This window comes from endosymbiont DhMRE of Dentiscutata heterogama, from assembly GCF_002888635.2.
In the GTDB taxonomy this organism is placed as follows: Bacteria; Bacillota_I; Bacilli_A; order Mycoplasmatales; family CGIF01; genus CGIF01.
The window spans coordinates 371609-391035 of the sequence record NZ_LN828718.1 but is presented as its reverse complement, the minus strand read 5'-3'; the positions used below and the strand labels follow the sequence as shown (position 1 = coordinate 391035).

Here is a 19427-nt window from a genome sequence, read left to right as displayed (position 1 = left end):
ATATCTAATATATAGTATATAATGAAAGCCATCAGACCTCTAACTAATTCTCGTCGCAATACTATTCTGTTGAATTATCGAGAGAAATTGTCCCCTTATAAAAAAGGAATTCCCCAAAAATTATTGAAACTGATTTCGCCCCATTCTGGTCGTAATAATCAAGGGAGAATTACTGTGCGACACCAAGGAGGACGCCACAAACGATTTTATCGAATTATCGATTGAAAGCGCTATGAAAAAGATAACATTGAAGGCAAGATTGTAAGTATTGAATACGATCCCGGCCGTAATTGTTTTATCCATTTAGTAAGCCATCGAGACGGCAGTTTTACTCTTATAATTGCCCCTGAGGGATTAAAAGTAAATGACAAAATAACAAGCGGAAACGATGAAAATGTTCCCATAAAAACCGGCAATAATTTGCCTTTGCGTTATATTCCTCTTAACACTCCCATCCACAATGTGGAATTAAAAAAAGGAAAAGGGGGGCAAATAGCACGAGGAGCCGGAACTTATGCAGAAATAATTGGTAAAGAAGAAAATAGCAAGTACGTGCTAGTAAAACTTCCCTCCAAAGAAGTGAGAAAAGTATTAGCCGATTGTCGGGCAACTATTGGCAAAGTAGGCAATAGCGAAGCCAATTTGGTCCGTTTAGGCAAAGCCGGACGGAGCCGGTGAAGGGGTATTCGTTCAACAACTCGAGGTTCAGCCATGAATCCTTGCGACCACCCTCATGGGGGTAAAGAAAAGCAGCCTATCGGTCATGATGCACCACGTAGTCCCTGGGGCTGAAGGACGCTTGGGCGAAAAACCCGTAAAAAGAGAAAACCTTCCACTAAATTCATTGTTCGTCGTCGCCAAAAATAAGTTAATATATGCCACGTTCTTTAAAAAAACCTTTAAACGTTAACGAAAAGTTACTAAAAAAATTCCAACAAGCCAATCAAGAAGGAAAAACAAAGACCTTTAAAATTTGAGATAGAGGTTCAGTAATTCCACCAGAGGCGATAGGTCAAATTGCCCTTATTCATAATGGCAAAACGTTTTTTAAACGCCAAGTTACCCAAAATATGGTAGGCAAAAAATGAGGCCAATTTTCCCCAACTCGAAAATCTGGAGAGCATGGTAAGGCGGGAACGCATTAAAATAAATTATTATGGAACCAATTATTATCAAAAGTTCGGCTATTGCTATCTCACCGCAAAAAATGAATGAGGTAGCCGGAATAATCCGCAAAAAAAAATTGGATTATTCCTTAAAAGTCCTGGAATTTTTGCCTAAAAAAGGCGGGCAAATTTTATATAAATTATTGGCAGGGGCCGCAAAAGGTTTAGAAAAAAATCAAGAACAGCCAGCCAATTTCTATCTCCAAAAAGTAGAAGTGAACCAAGGAAAAATCCAAAAAAGGGTCATTTATCGAGCCAAAGGCCGCACTAACCGGATAAGAAAGAGATATAGTTTGATTAATTTGTATTTGGGTAAAAAAGAAGCGGTTGTTGATACAAAAGCACTAAAATAAATAATATATAAATATAACAGAATAATAAATAACAAAATCATCATGAATAAAATCAATGATACCTATCAATGTGTTCAATGTAAGAGGGATTTTTCGGCTCAAGATGTTTATCGAATTGGAATAAAAAATAAGCAATTTTTTTGCCGCGAATGTGCTAAAAATATCAAAAGCGAGTGTATGTGGTGCAGTAAAGAGTTGGAGAAAAAAGAATGAAAAAGAATACACGGATATGAAATTAAATCGGAGGAGGGAAAACTAGCCGAAACCATTGACTATGACGAGCGCGAGGGAGAGAAACACCATAAATACTACTTAATTTGTCCGGAGGAACTTCATGGTAAAGATTGAATTAAGTGTTGTCAAGGTCAATTTAATCGGTGATGAGTTGACAAAAACAACCAAAAATATCAAAATCGAAAAGACCAGGGTTGAAAAAATTGTGCGGGCAAAGGAGTATACCATCGCGACCCAAAAACCGGGAAAGAAATATTTAATCTAGACTGCTACAAATTGGTTCCACCCGGACAAAAATATTGCGGCGACGACAGTTGCATTTACTATACTGCAGTTTATAATGACACCGATTCTGAGGAAAAGAAAAAAATAAGACAAAAATGAGACCAGAGAAACCAAGAAAAATATCGTCGGGCTAATGAGTGGTGAAATTCATTGAGTTTAGCCGAAAAAGGAGCCAAATTAAAAAAGGAAGAGGAACATTTAGAAAGTTTAGGATTGCAACGACAAAAATGCTGGCTTGAAAGATTAGACCAAAATAGTATTTTGTTTGAGAATGGCAAAATCTATTACGATAATATGGATAAAATTCCTCCTTCATTTTTGCATGAATGAGGCTATCCCGGCTACCATTGAGAAAGCGTGTGAAAGAATGATAATAATAATCCCCATGCACTCCAAGCAAAAGTGGAAATAGAAAAAGAAATAGGCAAAAAAGAATCTTTGTTGGAGCAAGCCAAAATAGATGGTGATAACGAGGCAGCGGCCAAATTAGAGCAGCAACTTCAAGAGTTAAAAAACCAACAAAAAAACAACTCTACTACTGAAAATCCAAATGAGAATAAGATAATCACTTATTCAATTATCGGACTTTCACTGATGACTTTTATTGGATTGATTATTATCTTGGCAAAGTCCAGAAAAAAAAATCCTAAAATTAAATAATAATGGCACAGAAAGCAAGTCCGTATGCAATGCGTTTAGGTTATAATCAAGTTTGGAATAGTTATTTTTTTCCGGAAAATAAGCAAGACCAAGTTAATTGAGCAATAAAGGATCTATCAATACGTAATTATCTATACTCGCTCCTTCCGGATATCGTTCGATTAGAAACTTATTACACTAAAAACAGCATTCTTATTCGCCCTCACCTAACGGAAGCCGAAATTATCCTATTACTAGACAAAAATAATTCTAAACTGGAAACAGTGCTAAAAGGTATTTATAAAATAGTTAATGATGAAAAAATTTCTGTCAAAGTAGATCTGAAAAAAGTAAAAAAAATTTACGCACACGCCCAGTCAATCGCTAATTTAATTTCTGGTCAACTAAAAAAATGGATTCCGGTGAAACAAATTTTAAAAAATGTGTTAGCCAAAGTAGAGTATGAACCAGAAATTAAGGGTGGAGGTGTCGAAATGAAAGGCATTTTGAACAATACTGGCATTGCCCAAACTTTAAAGAGAAAGTGAGGAAAATTGCCAACCAGCACCATGGATAGCAATGTAGAGATGGGATCTCAAGTGGCTGTTTTGAATCGAGGTACTGTAAGTATCAAAATAATACTTTACAAAGGAAAAATTTGACAAAAAAGAAATAGAAATCATGTCCATACCAAAAAAAACTAAACATCGTTATTATCATCTTGTAAAATACGAAGGTCCGGCCAGAGGCAACCAAAAAATAACTTGGGGCAAATGAGGTTTACAGGCTCAGCAAGGAGCAGAACTAACCGAAAAGCAACTCGAGGCCACTCGCAAAGTGGTTAGTGGTTATACTAAAAAATATGCTGACGGCAAAAATAAGCCTTGAAAATTTAATATCTATCCTCATTTTCCCAAAACTAAAAAACCATTGGAAGTGAGAATGGGTTCTGGTAAAGGTTCAACTGAAAATTGAGTAGCGCCAACTAGGCAGAAAACAATAATTTTGGAATTAAGTGACAAGGTTCCCCAAGATATCGCCTATTCAGCACTTATCCAAGCCGGCCATAAATTACCAGGCAAATATAAAGTTGTTGAAAAATAAGTATGGATACTTTTCCTGATAAGGCCAAAATAGACCTGATATTTTACGAAGTATTAATACGAAGTATTAAAATAAAAATATTAAAATGAATAAAGATAAAGAAGCAAAAGTAAAAAAACCATTGTCAAAAGAGGAATTATTAGCCCAGTATCGTGCGACCCTGACGGTTCTCCGCATTCAAAATAAAATGGGGCAATTAGCCAAAACTCACCAAATAAAAGAATTAAAAAGGGAGATTGCGCGCCTTTTGACTAAAAAAAATTCTGGAGCGAAGATTAGTGAATAGTCACAAAACATTAATATGACATGACACACACACACACACACACGGCATTAATAAAATTACTAAAAAAAGTCACCTCCTCAACGTAGGTTCTATGAATATAAAAACTATTCAGCCCAGAAAACAAAATCCAAGAAGTTGGGTTCGGCAAACAAAAAAAAGTTTCTATGAGCGAGAGATAAGTCGTCTTTTGCACCAAATGGTTCAGGAATATAATCTACCTTCTTGTTCTTTGAGTTATTGCGAAACAAGTACTCGAGGCGAGCATGTAAAAATTTATTTATCTTTTGCTCGACCCAAAAATCAAACCGAAATCCTTCAATTAATGAATAAAAAATACTCCTCTTTGCTAAAAAAAGAAATTGCAAAAAGCAAAAAATTTGCTTATATCCCCCACCTTGTTTTCCTTCTTGACAAAGAGTTAGAAACCATGAATAATCTGAAAAAAATACTCCAAGAATTTACTCATGCAAATTAGTGACCTCTTATCCCTTTCTCTTGTTGCTGTCTTTCTTTTGCTGCTAGGATTCTCTTTTTTTCTTAACTATATCTCTGCCCTTTACTCCGATGTCAATTTATTTAAAATAGATTTAGTAAAAGAGAGAAAAGATAAAAGAAGAAGCAAAAAAATAATTTTTATCCTCAAAAATGGCAATCTCCTTTTTGCTGTAATTTGTATTTGACAAGTGTTTCTCAATATTTTTTTGTCGGAAATATTTATGTCTGGTATCGGTCAACAAATACTGGGTTCTACTGTGGTTGATAAATACAAGTGGTTGGTGCTGGCTTTGTTTGGTCTCACAATTGCTCTGACTAATGAAATATTTGCTCGTTATTTAGCCAACCGACCCGGTAGCCGAAAAATGGTTTTTAACAATTTTTTTATCGATATTACTTACGCCTTAATCCGTTTGCCTTTAAATTATTTTTTACGGCTGATAGTCAAGCCGAGAAAGAGAATATTTGTTAATTCAGAGCAAGATGTCATGCGCTTTGTCAACAATTTAACTTTAGATAGAGTCTTAGAGAAAAATGAAGCCCAGTTAGTTCAAGCAGCTTTCATGTTTGATGATTTAAGAGTTTCTTCTATCGCCACTCCCTGAGAAAAAGTTGTTGCCTTCAATCACGAAATGCCCTACCCCGAAATCCAGACCATTCACTCCCGAGAATTTTTCACCCGTTATCCGGTTTTAAACCAAAAAAAAGAGGTAATAGGAACCTTTAATATGGAATTATTTTACTGAAAACTAATAAAAAACAAAGAAATCCGGTGGCAAGATTATGTTGACAAAAGAGTTATCCGTTTTTCTCCCCAGGATAAATTGGACAAAGTTTTAACTAAATTACAAACCACTAATTCACGCATGGCTGTCATTCAAGAGAAAAAAAAATTGCTAGGCATTATCACCCTCCAAGATGTTTTAAGTGCCCTAGTGGGAAAAATAAAAGATGAAAAAGAAATATTGTTGCTTCCTCGACGTTAATGTTTAGTCAGTTTTTACTTTTTAACACCTAAATAAGTAAGGACGTTTTTACCTTTAGTCTTGACGACAACACATTAGGTTTTGCTTGCAGCATTTTATTTGTTTTTTTTATCATTGTTTTCAGTTCCTACAATTCTTTTTCAACTGGCATTATCTCTTTTTATAGCCTTTCAGGCAAAATAAGTGTAAAACAAAGCGTAAATAATACTAATAATTAAAAAAATAATGGCCCCCACTTTGCGACGGTCATCAGGATTAGGAAAAAAATTAAAATAACTGCCAATTACGATAAAAGGCATAGCAATTCCGGCTGCAACCACAAAAAATAACTCAAAAAAATCTTTTATATTCATAATTTCTAGGCTTTTCGACAGTTTTTCTCCATATGAGAAAAACAAAATGTTGGTCTGTATTAATTTTATTTATTATTTTTTTACGCTACTCAAAAGTTATTTTTTTCTCTACCTCATAGTCAATCAGTTTTTGGCATACTTCTTGTAAATCCCCTTCTATAATGAAATTAAGTTTATTTCAACTTACTCCTAATCGGTGGTCGGTCACCCGATTTTGAGGTCAATTATAAGTGCGAATTTTTTCAGACCTTTCTGCTGTGCCAATGGCAGAAGAACGCAAATTGCCTACTTCTTTTGCTTTCTCGGTTTGTAATTTTTCTAAAATCCGTGCTTTGAGAACAGACATTGCTCTTTTGAGATTAATTCTTTGATCGCGACCATCCTGCGAAGTTGCCATGGTTTTAGTCGGAATATGAAAAACTCGTACTGCCGAGGCGGTTTTGTTGGCATGTTGCCCGCCTGGCCCACCGGAACTATAAGTCTCAATTTTTAAATCCTGGTCGCGAATATTTAAATTTATATCTTGGGCCTCGGGCAAAATTACCACGCTAGTTGTGGAAGTATGCACCCTCCCTTTCCTTTCTGTACGCGGAACTCTTTGTACGCGGTGAACTCCGGCTTCATTTTTTAGTCACCTAAACGCATTTTCTCCTTTCACGAGAAAAGAAATAAACTTAAAACCACCCTCTTTGTCAACATCGGTCTCCACCATTTCTACTTTTCAACCCTTTTCTTTAGCGAAACTTTCATACATCCGATAAAGGTCACCGACAAATAATTCGGCTTCTTTCCCACCCGCATGTGGACGGATTTCTACAACGACATTTTGGCTTGTTTCCTCCTCAGCCATTATTTGTTCTCTAATTTTAGAGATTAACTGCTCTTTTTGCTCTTGGAGATTTTCAACTTCTTTCAGCAAAAAATCACGCTCCTCTTTATTTGCTTCTTGGCTTAATTCCTGATAATCTTTTTGTTCCTGGTCTAACCTTTCATACTCCTTTTTGCTGGCCAGCAGGAGATTTTTTTTTTTACTGCTTATCGGAGGAAAAATTTCGTTTTTTTCTAATTTTTTTAAATAGTCAATGATTTTAGTTTCTGAATCCTTGTTCACAAATTTTCTGATAGATTTATTTTGTATATATTTTTAACCAGGTTTTCAATGATTATTCTGGTGCCTTGTAGAGGATTCGAACCTCCAACCTCTTGATTAAGAGTCAATTGCTCTACCATTGAGCTAACAAGGCTTTTTGCTTAATCGTTAGGAGTGATAAAAACAGAGTTAAAAACAAGTACTTATTAATAGTTTTTAATTAAGTTAAACATAATAAAATAATATAATATGAATTACACTGCTCTGAGAAAAACGGGCCAAGAACCAGAATACAAAAAAGATCCGCATTTGCCAATTTCGTCGGTAGGAATTGCAAACTATTCAGTCACCAAGGGCAATTTGCCGGCTGGTTGTGCCTTAATGACCGACACTTTAGATGGCTCCGGAAATGGTTCTTCAATCCTCAATAGCAAAGGAATTACTCACATCATTCATGCTGGGCCAAAGGAACGGTCAAAATTTCCTAGTGATGAGGAATTTATTGAATGCGTAGTCAAATCCGTCCAAAATTGTATTATTTTAGCCGAGAGAAATAATTCCGAAAAATTGGCTGTTCCTTTCGTTGGTGGAGACATATTCCTTGGTAAATGCGACCCTGAAAAGTTGGCAGAAGGAATAATCCGTGGAGTTGCTAATCAATTAGCCGAGTGTCAAAAGTTAGAGGAAGTTACGCTAATAGATTATTCAGGAAATACTCGGCACTTGTTTTTAGAAAAAGTCCAGCAAGTGAAAGGGGATTTATTTGGCTTTACTAATTTCTTTGACAAGGACAAACACTTTGCGGCTGCCCTGAAAGGTAAGCCAACAAAAGGTCTACAAGTCAAAGTCGGAGATATCCGAAATAAAAGTTTGCATAGCTGCTCCGCCATTGTTAATGCGGCTAATACTTATTATGGTATGGGAAGCGGGCTTGCTGGTGCTATTAAGGCGCAAACTGGTAATGCCGAAAAGATAGATGCCAAGGCCAAAGAGTTAATTAATGAGTTCAATTCTCTGATAGACGATAGTAGTGGACCAAAACAACCAAATCCCAATCCAAAACCAGGCGATAACCCCAAACCTGGAAAAAAACAACCCTCCGACGACTCCCAAGAGCCTACTCCTGACAATGGAAACGGAAATAACGACAACGGAGACAATGGGAAAGACGACAACCAAGAACCCACCGATAAAGATCCAAAAAAAGATACTGACCAAAGTCCTAACGAGTGGAGGGAAGAATTAAAAAATATTGACCCAAGTTTGGAGCAAACTTTTACTGACGCCAAAATAGCCGAATGAAAACAAGAAAAAGGTCCATTTAATACTGCCGAGGGAGTAAGAAACCTGCTTGAAAATGTTAAAGAAAATAACGATTTTTTAACCGAAATCTCCACCCAGCATTCGGCTCCTGACCTTAATAGTTTGATTACCAATAAATCACCTCAAGAGGCAATTACTATTATTAAACGATTTGAATACGACCAATTAAATGCTGATGATAAAAAAAATAAGGATGCGAAAATTAGAAAATATTATTCGCTAAAAAAAGACGAAGTTCTGACTGATAGCCAAATAAATGAATATCTTTATAAAGTAACAGTGGGAGAAATCAATGAGAGTTCAATTAAATTAGATGACAATTCCGGACAAATTAATCCTCAAGAAAACACTATCTTAAAAATAGTAAGCATTGGCGCTCTTATTTTGGTAGGTGGTGCTCTGTTTGTTCTAGTTATTAGATTTATTACTAAAAAGAAAAAAAAGTAAGCAGCATTTTTGATCTTATTAGACAAAAGTTCTTGCTTTTTTTTGGTTTTCAGCAAAGTATCAGGCCTATTTTTGGTCTACGACAAAATATCCATGTCTATTTTTCCAATTTCGGGGACAGAATAGAAAATCAGTTAACTGGTTCTTTGCCCGATTCAGATAATAACTGATTAGTCTTAGAGAAAGGACGTGTACCAAAAAAACCACGATCAGCACTACGAGGAGAAGGGTGAACCCCAACTACTTTACGATTTTCATTGATCTGACATTTTTTTGCAATTTGCTGGGCTGGCGTTCCTCAAAGTATTCAAATTAATTTTTCTTCATAGTTTTTTAGATAAGTTATTAGAGAATAGACAAACTCTTTTCATCAATCCATGTGAGCAGCGGCTTTTCATTCTTTTACTGTTAAGGCAGTATTAAGTAAAAAAATACCTTCTTTGACCCAGGGAAGTAAATTTCCGTTGAGAGGTTGCGAACAATTAAGATCTCTGCTAAATTCCAAAAAAATATTGTTTAAACTGGCTGGTATATAATTAGGTCTTTGGGTGCTAAATGCTAAACCATCGGCTACTTCCGGCAAATAATAAGGGTCTTGCCCTAATATTACTACTTTTATTTGGTGAACCGAAATTTCCCGAAAAAGTCGAAAAATATTTTCTTTTCGGGGTCAACATTTATAATTTTGGTATTCTTGGCTCAGTTTTGCCAGCAGAGGAAAAAAATAAACTTTTTGGGCTTCTTGTTGAAAAAAAGGGACTCAACTGGGGTCAATTTTATCTAAGTAAAATTCTTTTCATAAAAAGTCATTATTCATTATTTAATTTTTGCGTTTTTGTCATTAGTAGAAGTTTTGAGGGGGGGTTTTATCAACCAGAAAAAGGGACAAACGTAATTTGGTCCTCTAATTCGACAAATTTACATTTAAAATCCAGGCCGTTTTTGGAAATTATTTCGATTTTTATTTTGTCAATTCCGGTTGCTAAGTAAAGCTTCTTTTTTTCAATAACAAAGTTAACTAAAGTTGGGTGATTGATAGGGATATAAACGTTAATATCTTCTTGATTTTCTCTGTTGGCAAATTCTCAATATTTCTGTTCCGGGTTTCCAGGACGTCCGCTGGTTACTCTTCCATCATAAAGTAGGTTGGGATTTTGGTCTAACTTTGCAATATCTTTGTTTATTAACTCTTCTGCTCGAAAAGGAAATTGTTCGGATAATTTTTCAATTTCTTGCTTAACTTTTTCGCTCATTCCCACAAGGGAAAATTCTTTCTTACTAACAGGTTTGCCTTCCTTACGCAAGAGAATAACAAGTCTGTCGTCACTACACGCACAATCTGGCAAATCCAGATAGTTTTCTGTTTTTAAATGGTTTTTTAATTCCTCCTTAATTTTTTCTGCTGAGTTTTCCGGATCTTCGGATGGAGGGTTTTGATTATTATTAGGAGGCGTTTGACTAGGAGTAGAAGAAGAAGATTGCTTATCGTTTTTTTGTTTGATTAAGAAAACACTCCCGATTATTAAGAGTAAAACAATTACGCCACCAATCAATAAAATTATTGGTTGTCATTTTTTTGACTTCATATTATTATTTTTATTTGCTTTTTGGCGTTATCATTTTAGCATTCCACAATTATAAGAGTTGTCAAACGTGAAATAAAATTAATATATTCTTATGAATAAAGAAATTGCTATTCGTCATTTTTTTCCTTTTTTTACCCATCACCCAAGTCTTGTTTATTTAGACAGTGCGGCTACCAGTCTAAAACCAGAGAGTGTTATTGAAGCAGTGCGGGAATATTATGAAAAATATTCTCTTAATAGCCATAGTGGAGGCAGTGGTCTCTTAGGCCAAAAAGTCCAAAACACCATTTCACAAACCCGCCAGTTAATCGCCCAAAAAATTAAGGCTAACCCGGATGAAATTTTTTTTTTGCCTTCCACCACTTACGCACTAAATATTTTAGCCTTGTCTGCCCGTGATTTTTTGGTTCCTGGTGATAAAATTTTCTTAACCCGTTTAGAACACAGTTCTAATTGTTTTCCGTGGGAAGCCTTGGCCCAAGAAAAGGACGGTCAAGTAATTTTTTTGCCTTTAAATGAAAAGTTTACTATTGATATTGACAAATTGGTAAATTATATTGACAAGAAAACCAAAATAGTCAGCTTTTTTCACATGAGTAATAGCTTGGGAGTAATTAATCCTGTCAAGGAAGTTGCCGCCAAGATTAAAGAGATAAACCCGAATTGCTGGGTGATAATTGATGCTTGTCAAAGTATCGCTCATTTGCCAATTAATGTTGAAGAATGAAAAATTGACGCCTTGGTTTTTTCCGGACACAAAGTTTATGGACCGACCGGAATTGGGGTGCTTTGGCTAAAAAAAGAATTAGCCCAAAAATTACCGGATTTATTATGAGGTGGCGGGAAAAAAAATGGACCAAATAATTTTTTATTAGATAAGAATGAATGTTGACCCTTAACGAGAAAATTTGAAGTTGGCACTTTACCATTAGCCCAAATATTTGGTCTGAAAGCAGCTTTTGAATTTCTTAATGGCTTAGATATAAAAGAAATAAGCAGTTATGAGCGAAAGTTGAAAAATTATGCTTTGGGTAGGTTAAAAGAATTAAGAAAAGTGATTATTTATAATCAAGAGTTAGAAACGGTGGATATTATTCTTTTCAACTTGATTGGTTATCACGCTCACGACGTGGAAAATTATTTAAGCAAAAATGATATTTTGGTGCGAGCGGACAATTTTTGCTGTCCTTATTTGCCCGAATTAATTGGTGAAGAAGCCGCCGTCCGAATTTCTCTCTTTATTTACAATACCAAAGAGGAAATTGATAAATTGGTCTGCTGTCTAAAAGAGTTAGTGGAAAATCCTGATCTAATAATAAGTGCTTTGGATTTTTCTCAATAATAGACAGAAAGAATTTTTTTGTTAAATTTTTTCAATGGAACGACTGAGGGGAACCACTACTAATAATTTTTCTATCTCATTTTGCTTATTATTGGAAACGATTACTAGTGGCCTTTCGTTTTGTTGCTCATAACCTTCGGCATCATCCAAACGACTTCAATAAACTTCTCCTCGTTTAATATTTTTCTTTAATATCTTTTCACTCATTAGGGTCGTTGGCTCATTCCTCGTAGGCTTGGGCTAATTCTTTTTCTTGGACTAATTTATGAGATTTTATTAATATTTCTGCTAACTCTTTTTGGGAGATTTTTTTATTAACTACCCTTGCTTGTAATTCTTGGAGGAGTTGCTGATTATTTATTTTTTGTAGACTTTCCATAATATTTAATTTTAGCATTTTTGAGAAAAACAATAAACCAAAAATGCTTCTAATTGGTGAATACTAGATTATTTTGTTTTTATATATTTTCAGCACCTTTACCTCGGCCTAGTAAATATTCGATGTTGGCTATCCAACAGGCGCTATTTAGCAATTTTTTTGCCCCGCTACCTATTTTCCATTCTTCGTCAATGTTTTTTTTGCTAAATACTTGATAAGTAAATACAAAACAAAAACGAAAACTAAAAAAATTAAAACTCCACCAACAATTACTCCCCAACAATAATAAGAAGCAGGCACGATAGCAACTTCTTTAATATCAATATTTTCTCCTTTCTCATGTTTCTTAATTGCTTCTTTTAGCGACCTTTGGGCTTGCTTAACCATCCGCTCCGCATTTTTGTCATAACTAATTCCACGAAACCTGCCGCCAAAAGCGGTAATGGTTCCATTTTGTAAGGCTCGTAAGCATTTTTTTGCGGCTACAACGCCTTCTACTTCCAACGCTTTTCCTTGCCAGCCCCGCCGAAAAAAAACTCGTTTTCAACCATTAGATTTTAGTCCCAAATTTTCACTTGGTTCGGTTAGATGCCAACGATAATTAGCCCATCAACCTTTATTAGGAACTTGGTATTTTCAAGAGAAATTCATGAGGGATACTACTTTTGTGGGTTTACTATATTATTTGTATATTTACTTTTTAGGAAATTTTCGATACTAAAATAACCAAGTATACAGTAAGGATTCCAAAAATAACTATAACATGAAGTCAAAAAAAATCTCTTCAGAATTTTTTCCTTCTTTTTCGCTCTTTTTTAGCACAGGGAGAGCAAAATATTCCTTTGCCCCCAATCTATTTCATTTTCACCAAACTCAAACATTCCATTGACTGTCTTTGCCTATTTCAAAAAATTTCTCTCCTACTTTTAATTGTTTATTACACTTAGCACAACGCAACATCTATTGAATAATGTTTATTCTTGAAATTTTTTAATGTTCTTTTTCTAATTTTGGCTATCAATTTAATTTTAAAAATTTTTTTCTCTCAAAGTTCATTTTTTTAGTAAAAGTAAGTCTGATTCGAATATTTTAATGTAAAATTCTTGGACTTGCTCTGTGGGGTCAGTTTTCCCGATGACCGAGAAATTTTGCCCGAATAGTGTTTATGGCAAACCGCACCAATCCCCCCGAAAGAGAGAACAAATTGGCTCCTATACTGTTCATTCTGATTAATCTCGGAAATCCTATGCAGAATACCAAGGTAATAAAAAGACCAGTTATTCAATTTTTCGCTATGCAAGTTTTTAATTCTTGTTTATTTAATAAACGACCGTGACGCAGGAACTCGCTGCTGATAATTGAGAACATAACGGAGATATAAAGAGGAATTAACCAAATGTATCATTCAGTGCCTGAGACCCCATGTTGTCATCAGCGACTGGTCCGGTCAAAGAAAGCCGGGTGGTAGGAAAGAAAAAAAGTAAATAAAGCCATCATACAGCCGTTAAAGATACAGTATTTAAACAATGGCACCATCTCCGCATTCAACTGCTCTCTCTCCTCAACGCTAAGATGGGGATCACGACTTTTTTCCATATTCTCCCAAAATTTCGCCGTTTCGAAGTAAATCCAAATTGCAATTATTTCAATAATTACTAATTTAAAAATTATCTCCAAAAATAGATAATTGTGTAATCCCAACTTCTTACTTCCTCAATTGAGGGGAGAAATGAGAATCGATTTGAGAGGGTCATAGACTATTTTTTGTCATCAATTTCGACTATCGTCTAGTTCAGTAATATTTAATTTATTTTGCGCCAATTGGGTTTGAATGTTTTTAATCGTGTCTTCTTTGGCTTGGTTTAATTTACTATTATATTCCTCTTTTTTTTTGGTTAATTTTTCTTTCTCCTCTGCGGTTGGGTTTGGTTTTTTTTGTAATTCTTCGATTTGTTCGTGTAATTTTACTAGGTCAGGCAATTTTTCTTTTTCTCATTTTCGCGGCAAGTCACCCTCTTTTAGCCCTTCTTGCTTTTTCTCAATTTGTCCTAAAACATCATTTTCGATTTCGGCAACAGTCCTTTCTTTTCTTTCGCCTCCCAATAAACCTTTACTATTATATTTATCCGTTTTCTTATCGTGTCGGTCGATTTTTTCATCATTTATCGCCTCTTGATAAGTGATGGCTTTAGCATAAGTAGTAATCCAAAGAAGTCAATGTAAAAAAATAATTAGGAAAAGTATCCGCAAACTGTTTCTTAAAATTCTCAAAAAACTAACCGATTTGTTTTTTAGGCTGGTGAAACTGGATTTTCCTTTATGGGGCATATATTATTAATATTTTTAACCCCCTTTATAAAATTTCGGGAGCCAAAGACAAGATTTTGTTGTATCCTCATTGGTCAAACTCGGCTAATATAGGAACAAATACACGAGTTCCCACTGGTTCCTTGACAACTTTGATAATCTTTCTTTTTTTCTTTCCTTCATCTTTTATTTTTCTTTCTTTTTTTACTAAAACTGCGTAATTTTTACTAAATTTTATTCAAGTATTATTTTGACGATGAAAATACCGACGAGTGGCTACTACCAAAGCCAGAACTATCTTTCCTTTGCTAAATTGGGGGTCAGCATTAGGTTCAGATTTCTTTACCGTGGCGATTACTAAGTCGCCAATGCGGCTATATCGCCGATTAGAGCCACCCAAGCAGCGAATTACTAATAACTTTTTTGCTCCGGAATTGTCCGCCACTCACAAAATTGATTCGTTTTGTAACATATATTATTATTTTTTAGCCTGTGGCAAAAATGTCTTTCTTTTATTTTTGGTCTCTGAAAAAATTGTATTTATTTTTAACCTCCGGTAAAATATCGGGTTTATTTTTCCTCCACTATGGTATGTATCAAAGGTTTTTCCTTATTTCAATTTTTCAATAATTCACTTTCCAAATAACTTTTAATCTCCTCTTTTCAATCAGATTCTTTGGCCGAGATTTTGTTCGTTACAAGTCCTGCAATTTTCGTTTTTCAGTCCTCAAGCAAATTCTCATTTTTTTTTATATTGATAAATCCGTAAGTAAAAAGATAAGGAGAAGTGGTTAATTTTCGTTTGGTCTTGTCATAAAAAAGTACTACCAGAAAAAAACCTCCTTGGGACATTTTTTCCCGCAAAGTCAGGTTACTTTTCAGTTCCTCCACAGGGAGTATTTGGCCATTAAACACATAATTAGGTTGGGCCGGCAATCTTTTTTTGGTTAAAAAAAATTCTTTGCCCTTGGCCTCCACCACTTCCCCGTTAGCACAAACGAAAATATTTTCTTTAGGAATACCTAATTCTTGAGCCAAATGCCCGTGTTTTTTCAGCATCCGAAAATCGCCGTGAAAAGGCATAAAATAACGCGGTTTAACTAGCGTAAGCATTAATTTTAAGTCTTCTTGGCAAGCGTGACCGGAAGCATGGAGCAAATCCTCTTTATTATTCTCATAAACTTTGGCTCCAAGAGCAAATAATTTATTGCTAACTAATTCAACATTAAATCTATTATCCATGATAGGAGAAGAAGTTAAAATAATACAGTCTCCGGCCTCAACTTTTCAATCTGGATAATTTTGGTGAGCCAGCCGACTGAGGACCGCTTTTTCCTCCCCCTGGGAACCCGTGCAGAAAATAATTAACTCGTTGTTAGGGATTTTGGCAATGTTGGCCGCTTTCAAAAAAACGGAATTATCTATTTTTCACAAACTGGCTTTTTGAATGGCTTTCATCATTTTGAGTAGTGAAGAACCCAGCAAAACAATTTTTTTGTCCGTTTTTTTGGCAATCTCAATGACTTTTTTTAACCGGTAGACATTAGAAGCAAAAGAGGTAATAATTACTCGACCTGTGGCCTCTGTAATAATATTTTCCAAACGCTTAACTACTTTCGCTTCGGAAGGAGTATTGCCTTCAACTTCAGAATTAGTGGAGTCGCTCAACAATAAATCCACGCCTTTTTTGCCAACTTCAACCAATTTAACTAAATCAAATTTTTCTCCGATTTCGGTTCAATCAAATTTGAAATCGCCAGTAATAACTATTCGAGTTTTATCTTTTATTACCTCAATTATCACACCAAAAGAACCAGGTATGGAGTGCGTTACTCGAAAAAAACTGACCCGAAATTCCCCGGTGCGAATTATTGTGTCGTCTTGAAAAATGGTGGTTTTTTCTTTGCTTTCTCCCCGTAATTTTTGTTTGAGAAGAGAAATTGAAAAGTCCGAACCATAGATTGGAATGTTCGGAATTAATTGTAGTAAATAAGGAATGCCGCCAATATGGTCCTCATGACCGTGGGTAATAAATAAACCTTTGATTTTTTTTTGGTTAGCCACAAGATAAGAAAAATTAGGAACAGTGCCGTCAGCGAGATTACTGCCATTGAGAAATTTAACCCCGCAATCCACAATAATTATATCCTCATTTTTTTCGAAAACATAACAATTTTTTCCTACTTCGTGTAAGCCACCCAAGGCAAATATTTTTAAATTACTAGACATAAATTTTATCTTCGAAGATTTATTTTGATGTATATGTTTATTTTTTTTTGGAACGACAAAAAATAGATTGCTCTGCTTTTTTAGAATTTTTTCAGATATTTTTCCAATTCTTCCCCTCGTAAAACAATAAAATTCCAACTACCCTTTAAATTTTTTAATTCTTTGATTTTCTTATCAGTAAAATAAGCCCCATCGCAGATAAAAATAACCCTTCTATTGGCCTCTTGACTGCCATTTCTCCCCACTTCAATACAGTTTTTAATCTCCTTAAATTGGTTGTCTTGGGCTCCGCCGCTTTCCTCAATGTATTTATGATAAGCGTAAAATTTAATCATTTCGCCTTTTTCATTTTGGATGGTTCAAGTGAAATCAACGGACTTAGCCGGTTTATTGTGTGGGTATTCACTACCTTTACGGACAACTCCCCGGTCAATGTAGCGAGCATTTTTCCCACCGCTGCTTAATTTTTGAAAATTAGTGACAAATTCCAAAGAATTGAGGTAATTAGCAAGGGCTTTTTCATAAATATTCTGCTTTTTGGGGTCCTTGGCGAAAAAGGCTCGAAAAAGATAATCACTTTTGGCTTTTTCAAAAACTTCCTCAAAATCAAAACCAAATTTGCGACACCATTTTTCAATTTTAGTGCGGTATTCTTTACTGTCTAATTTTTTCTCACATTCGCGTAAATTTTCCTTAATTTGTTCTTTAATTTCTTTTTCTCAATCTATCATATTATAAGCAAGATTCAATAATTTTTCTCGCTAGCTGAAAATCCAAACGGCGACGGAATTTTCCGTCCTTTCGCAAACCCCGAAAAGGGGTTAAAAAAAAGTCGTTGGTTATTTCCCGCAATTTTTTTAATTTTTCGTTTAGTAGATTCAAATTAACTTCTTGGGGAATGTGTATGCGGGTTAAATGGCGAGAACTAACTTTTATTTTGCGGCTGGGAACTAGTTGAGCCTCAATGAAGGCAATGCTGGGAAAACGGGTTCCATCAATGGCTCGCAAACCTAAATTTCCTTGCTTGTGATTGAAACTTATCTCAATTGACGAGTGATTATTAGCCAAAATTTCCTCTACTTGCTTTTTTAGGGAATGTAATTCGCCGACATATTTGTCATTTTCATAAAGATAAACAGAATTAGATTTTTGTGGGCAAAATAAAGCCAAACAAACCGGATTTTCAGTGTCGGTAAACATTTGACTACTTAAAAGAGTGTAAGAGTGTAATCTTTCTTGAAACAATTCAGCGTTAATGAAAGAAGCCGGAATAATGGCTCCTACATAATCGCAGTTTTCTAACATTATTTCCAAGCATAATTTATATAGATCGTCGTATTTAGTATTAGGGAAATCAATTTTTTTTCGGTGAGCTGAATTCTTGGCTAGGTAAGGAGGATTAGTAATAATTAGTTGGTAGCCTTGGGGGAAATCTTTTATGGTGTCCTTTTTTTCTACTTCTGGGGAACTGGGATTTATGTCGTAGGCGTCAAATTCAAAATTATAGCCCTCGTCTTGGAGCATTTTGATTAGATTATTAGCACCAGCAAAAGGTTCTAATACTTGATTATTACTTTCTTTTAAGGCCTTGGTAAATCACCCTTGAAATTGAGGATAACTGAATATATTTTGCGTGGTGTAAAATTTGCCTAATCTAACTTTCTCGGCATTTACTAATTGGGCTTCTAGCATTAGACTATATCAAAATTTTACTTATCAGAACTTTTTTCCACCCCTCCTTTTTGTCTATATATTTTACACAACAATATCACAATAAATATGTAGCAAAATGGTAAATATCAATAATACATTGCAAGAAGTAAAAAGTATAATTAACGATTTAAAAACTCACGCGAATAATACCTCAGCCTGAAGCACACAAGACAAAACTGATTTAGAGAAAAGGATTAATCACTTATTAGACAAGTCTAATCCCAGACACACCAATTTAACGGCTGATCTGGATACTGATTTCAAAGATTTACAAAATATTGAAACTTCCATCGGAGCCGAAAAATTAAAAACCGATGCCGAAATCAAAAAACTTACGGATGAAAAAACTCGACTCCAAACTGAACGGGATGCAAAAGATGCTCTTATTAAACAAAAAGATGAAGTAATCGGACAAAAATTAACGGCAGATTTGATAAGTAAACTGGAAACCTTGGCCACCAAAGGCTTAAAAACTCCTAAAAAAAATGCTGACGGCACAGACCAAAAAGATAGTCAAGGCAACATAATTTATGAAGATTTAATTGATACTTCCCAAATCTCGGCCATAAAGACAGTAGTAGACGAGTTAAAAACCAAGGGCATTGGTGCGGATTTCTCTAAATTAGATAGCAAATTTAACGAAGTAAAAGAGGAAGTGAAAAAAATCCCCGGTGGAGAAAAAGGGACTAATTATTGAAACATTGGAGCCTGTATTGGAGCAGGATTAGCGGCTATTTGCGGAATATATGCGGCTTTTTTCAAAAAAACTGAGGTCAATATTCATGAGGGAGCAAAAAAAGAAGAACTTGATATCTCTTAATGATGATTAATAAAACAGTTATTCATCCAACTTCCGCCCGTCTGGGCGGAGTTAAAACTTCCTTCAAAAGAATAAAAAAAACTTGCCTCGGTTGTTGCGACCCTTTTACTTGCTATGCTCACCATAATTATGATTACTGCCGTGATTGTGCGGTTAATGGAAATCGTTATATCGTGCGTAATAGCCCTTGTAGTGAGTGTGATGGTTCAGGCTGAATTAAATTTCCTAATCAACTCCTCCGTCGCTGTAAACTTTGCTCGCTAGCCCAAAAGGGAATTCTTACTCAGTAA

At 35.1% G+C, this 19427-nt stretch carries 26 protein-coding genes and 1 tRNA gene; 13 read left to right on the top strand and 14 right to left on the bottom strand.

The features are described from left to right. The first annotated feature begins 21 nt into the window (after window positions 1-21). From rplB to DHMRE_RS02445, 9 genes are all read left to right on the top strand, one after another. Complete coding sequence (rplB, locus tag DHMRE_RS02485) at window positions 22-867, top strand: 50S ribosomal protein L2 (protein WP_322632130.1); 846 nt, start codon at window positions 22-24, stop codon at window positions 865-867. An 8-nt stretch (window positions 868-875) separates the two neighbouring features. After that, window positions 876-1145: a ribosomal protein S19 family protein gene (locus tag DHMRE_RS02480; protein WP_322632129.1), complete on the top strand. Its 270-nt coding sequence runs from the start codon at window positions 876-878 to the stop codon at window positions 1143-1145. A gap of 11 nt (window positions 1146-1156) precedes the next feature. Then, window positions 1157-1519: an uL22m family ribosomal protein gene (locus DHMRE_RS02475; RefSeq protein ID WP_322632128.1), complete on the top strand. Its 363-nt coding sequence runs from the start codon at window positions 1157-1159 to the stop codon at window positions 1517-1519. Window positions 1520-1561: 42 nt separating this feature from the next. Next, window positions 1562-2698 carry a hypothetical protein gene (locus DHMRE_RS02470; RefSeq protein ID WP_322632127.1) on the top strand — a complete coding sequence of 379 codons (1137 nt, stop codon included), beginning with the start codon at window positions 1562-1564 and terminating at the stop codon, window positions 2696-2698. Between the two features lie 2 nt (window positions 2699-2700). Next, a complete protein-coding gene (locus DHMRE_RS02465) occupies window positions 2701-3381 on the top strand; it encodes a hypothetical protein (protein ID WP_322632126.1) in 681 nt (226 codons plus the stop codon). Further along, window positions 3359-3781 (top strand): 50S ribosomal protein L16, encoded by a 423-nt coding sequence (gene rplP / locus DHMRE_RS02460; RefSeq protein ID WP_322632125.1) that lies wholly within the window; start codon window positions 3359-3361, stop codon window positions 3779-3781. The genes DHMRE_RS02465 and rplP overlap by 23 nt, the downstream gene beginning before the upstream one ends. Before the next feature lie 85 nt (window positions 3782-3866). Then, entirely contained in the window at window positions 3867-4067 is a 201-nt protein-coding gene (rpmC, locus tag DHMRE_RS02455; RefSeq protein WP_322632124.1) for a 50S ribosomal protein L29, read from the top strand. Next, window positions 4060-4542, top strand: a complete 483-nt coding sequence (locus DHMRE_RS02450; protein WP_322632123.1) for a ribosome-binding factor A — start codon at window positions 4060-4062, stop codon at window positions 4540-4542. Before rpmC ends, DHMRE_RS02450 begins: the two co-directional genes overlap by 8 nt. Continuing rightward, window positions 4532-5548 carry a CBS domain-containing protein gene (locus DHMRE_RS02445; protein WP_322632122.1) on the top strand — a complete coding sequence of 339 codons (1017 nt, stop codon included), beginning with the start codon at window positions 4532-4534 and terminating at the stop codon, window positions 5546-5548. Before DHMRE_RS02450 ends, DHMRE_RS02445 begins: the two co-directional genes overlap by 11 nt. 95 nt (window positions 5549-5643) lie before the next feature. Here the strand turns inward: DHMRE_RS02445 and DHMRE_RS02440 are convergent, their stop codons facing one another. From DHMRE_RS02440 to DHMRE_RS02430, 3 genes are all read right to left on the bottom strand, one after another. Beyond that, the gene (locus DHMRE_RS02440) at window positions 5644-5901 is read right to left on the bottom strand and encodes a hypothetical protein (RefSeq protein WP_322632121.1); all 258 of its coding nucleotides are present in this window, start codon (window positions 5899-5901) and stop codon (window positions 5644-5646) included. Between the two features lie 85 nt (window positions 5902-5986). Further along, on the bottom strand, window positions 5987-7012 hold the full coding sequence (locus DHMRE_RS02435) for a PCRF domain-containing protein (RefSeq protein WP_322632120.1): 1026 nt from the start codon (window positions 7010-7012) through the stop codon (window positions 5987-5989). 58 nt (window positions 7013-7070) lie between these two features. Further along, window positions 7071-7145 (bottom strand) — tRNA-Lys (locus DHMRE_RS02430). 95 nt (window positions 7146-7240) lie between these two features. Between DHMRE_RS02430 and DHMRE_RS02425 the strand changes: the two genes are divergently transcribed. Then, a complete protein-coding gene (locus tag DHMRE_RS02425) occupies window positions 7241-8761 on the top strand; it encodes a hypothetical protein (protein ID WP_322632119.1) in 1521 nt (506 codons plus the stop codon). A 97-nt stretch (window positions 8762-8858) separates the two neighbouring features. Here the strand turns inward: DHMRE_RS02425 and DHMRE_RS02420 are convergent, their stop codons facing one another. Beyond that, the gene (locus DHMRE_RS02420) at window positions 8859-9578 is read right to left on the bottom strand and encodes a uracil-DNA glycosylase (RefSeq protein WP_322632118.1); all 720 of its coding nucleotides are present in this window, start codon (window positions 9576-9578) and stop codon (window positions 8859-8861) included. A gap of 49 nt (window positions 9579-9627) precedes the next feature. Next, window positions 9628-10347: a hypothetical protein gene (locus DHMRE_RS02415; protein WP_322632117.1), complete on the bottom strand. Its 720-nt coding sequence runs from the start codon at window positions 10345-10347 to the stop codon at window positions 9628-9630. A gap of 91 nt (window positions 10348-10438) precedes the next feature. Here DHMRE_RS02415 and DHMRE_RS02410 point away from each other — a divergent pair, with 91 nt between their 5' ends. Further along, complete coding sequence (locus tag DHMRE_RS02410; protein ID WP_322632116.1) at window positions 10439-11689, top strand: aminotransferase class V-fold PLP-dependent enzyme; 1251 nt, start codon at window positions 10439-10441, stop codon at window positions 11687-11689. Between the two features lie 21 nt (window positions 11690-11710). Here DHMRE_RS02410 and DHMRE_RS02405 read toward each other — a convergent pair whose 3' ends face one another. From DHMRE_RS02405 to DHMRE_RS02365, 9 genes are all read right to left on the bottom strand, one after another. After that, complete coding sequence (locus tag DHMRE_RS02405; RefSeq protein WP_322632115.1) at window positions 11711-11896, bottom strand: type II toxin-antitoxin system PemK/MazF family toxin; 186 nt, start codon at window positions 11894-11896, stop codon at window positions 11711-11713. Beyond that, on the bottom strand, window positions 11865-12068 hold the full coding sequence (locus DHMRE_RS02400) for a hypothetical protein (RefSeq protein ID WP_322632114.1): 204 nt from the start codon (window positions 12066-12068) through the stop codon (window positions 11865-11867). Before DHMRE_RS02400 ends, DHMRE_RS02405 begins: the two co-directional genes overlap by 32 nt. A gap of 171 nt (window positions 12069-12239) precedes the next feature. After that, window positions 12240-12719 carry a hypothetical protein gene (locus DHMRE_RS02395; protein WP_322632113.1) on the bottom strand — a complete coding sequence of 160 codons (480 nt, stop codon included), beginning with the start codon at window positions 12717-12719 and terminating at the stop codon, window positions 12240-12242. 105 nt (window positions 12720-12824) lie between these two features. Beyond that, window positions 12825-13028, bottom strand: a complete 204-nt coding sequence (locus DHMRE_RS02390; RefSeq protein ID WP_322632112.1) for a hypothetical protein — start codon at window positions 13026-13028, stop codon at window positions 12825-12827. Between the two features lie 129 nt (window positions 13029-13157). Beyond that, the gene (locus DHMRE_RS02385; protein ID WP_322632111.1) at window positions 13158-14396 is read right to left on the bottom strand and encodes a hypothetical protein; all 1239 of its coding nucleotides are present in this window, start codon (window positions 14394-14396) and stop codon (window positions 13158-13160) included. 25 nt (window positions 14397-14421) lie between these two features. Beyond that, complete coding sequence (locus DHMRE_RS02380) at window positions 14422-14847, bottom strand: large ribosomal subunit protein uL14 (protein WP_322632110.1); 426 nt, start codon at window positions 14845-14847, stop codon at window positions 14422-14424. A 98-nt stretch (window positions 14848-14945) separates the two neighbouring features. Next, a complete protein-coding gene (locus DHMRE_RS02375; RefSeq protein WP_322632109.1) occupies window positions 14946-16604 on the bottom strand; it encodes a ribonuclease J in 1659 nt (552 codons plus the stop codon). 80 nt (window positions 16605-16684) lie between these two features. Then, the gene (locus tag DHMRE_RS02370) at window positions 16685-17335 is read right to left on the bottom strand and encodes a hypothetical protein (RefSeq protein ID WP_322632108.1); all 651 of its coding nucleotides are present in this window, start codon (window positions 17333-17335) and stop codon (window positions 16685-16687) included. A 1-nt stretch (window position 17336) separates the two neighbouring features. Further along, entirely contained in the window at window positions 17337-18296 is a 960-nt protein-coding gene (locus tag DHMRE_RS02365) for an Eco57I restriction-modification methylase domain-containing protein (protein ID WP_322632107.1), read from the bottom strand. A gap of 97 nt (window positions 18297-18393) precedes the next feature. On the opposite strand from DHMRE_RS02365, the gene DHMRE_RS02360 reads away from it, so the two are divergent. Beyond that, window positions 18394-19137 (top strand): hypothetical protein, encoded by a 744-nt coding sequence (locus DHMRE_RS02360; protein ID WP_322632106.1) that lies wholly within the window; start codon window positions 18394-18396, stop codon window positions 19135-19137. Next, window positions 19137-19427 (top strand): hypothetical protein, encoded by a 291-nt coding sequence (locus DHMRE_RS02355; protein WP_322632105.1) that lies wholly within the window; start codon window positions 19137-19139, stop codon window positions 19425-19427. The genes DHMRE_RS02360 and DHMRE_RS02355 overlap by 1 nt, the downstream gene beginning before the upstream one ends.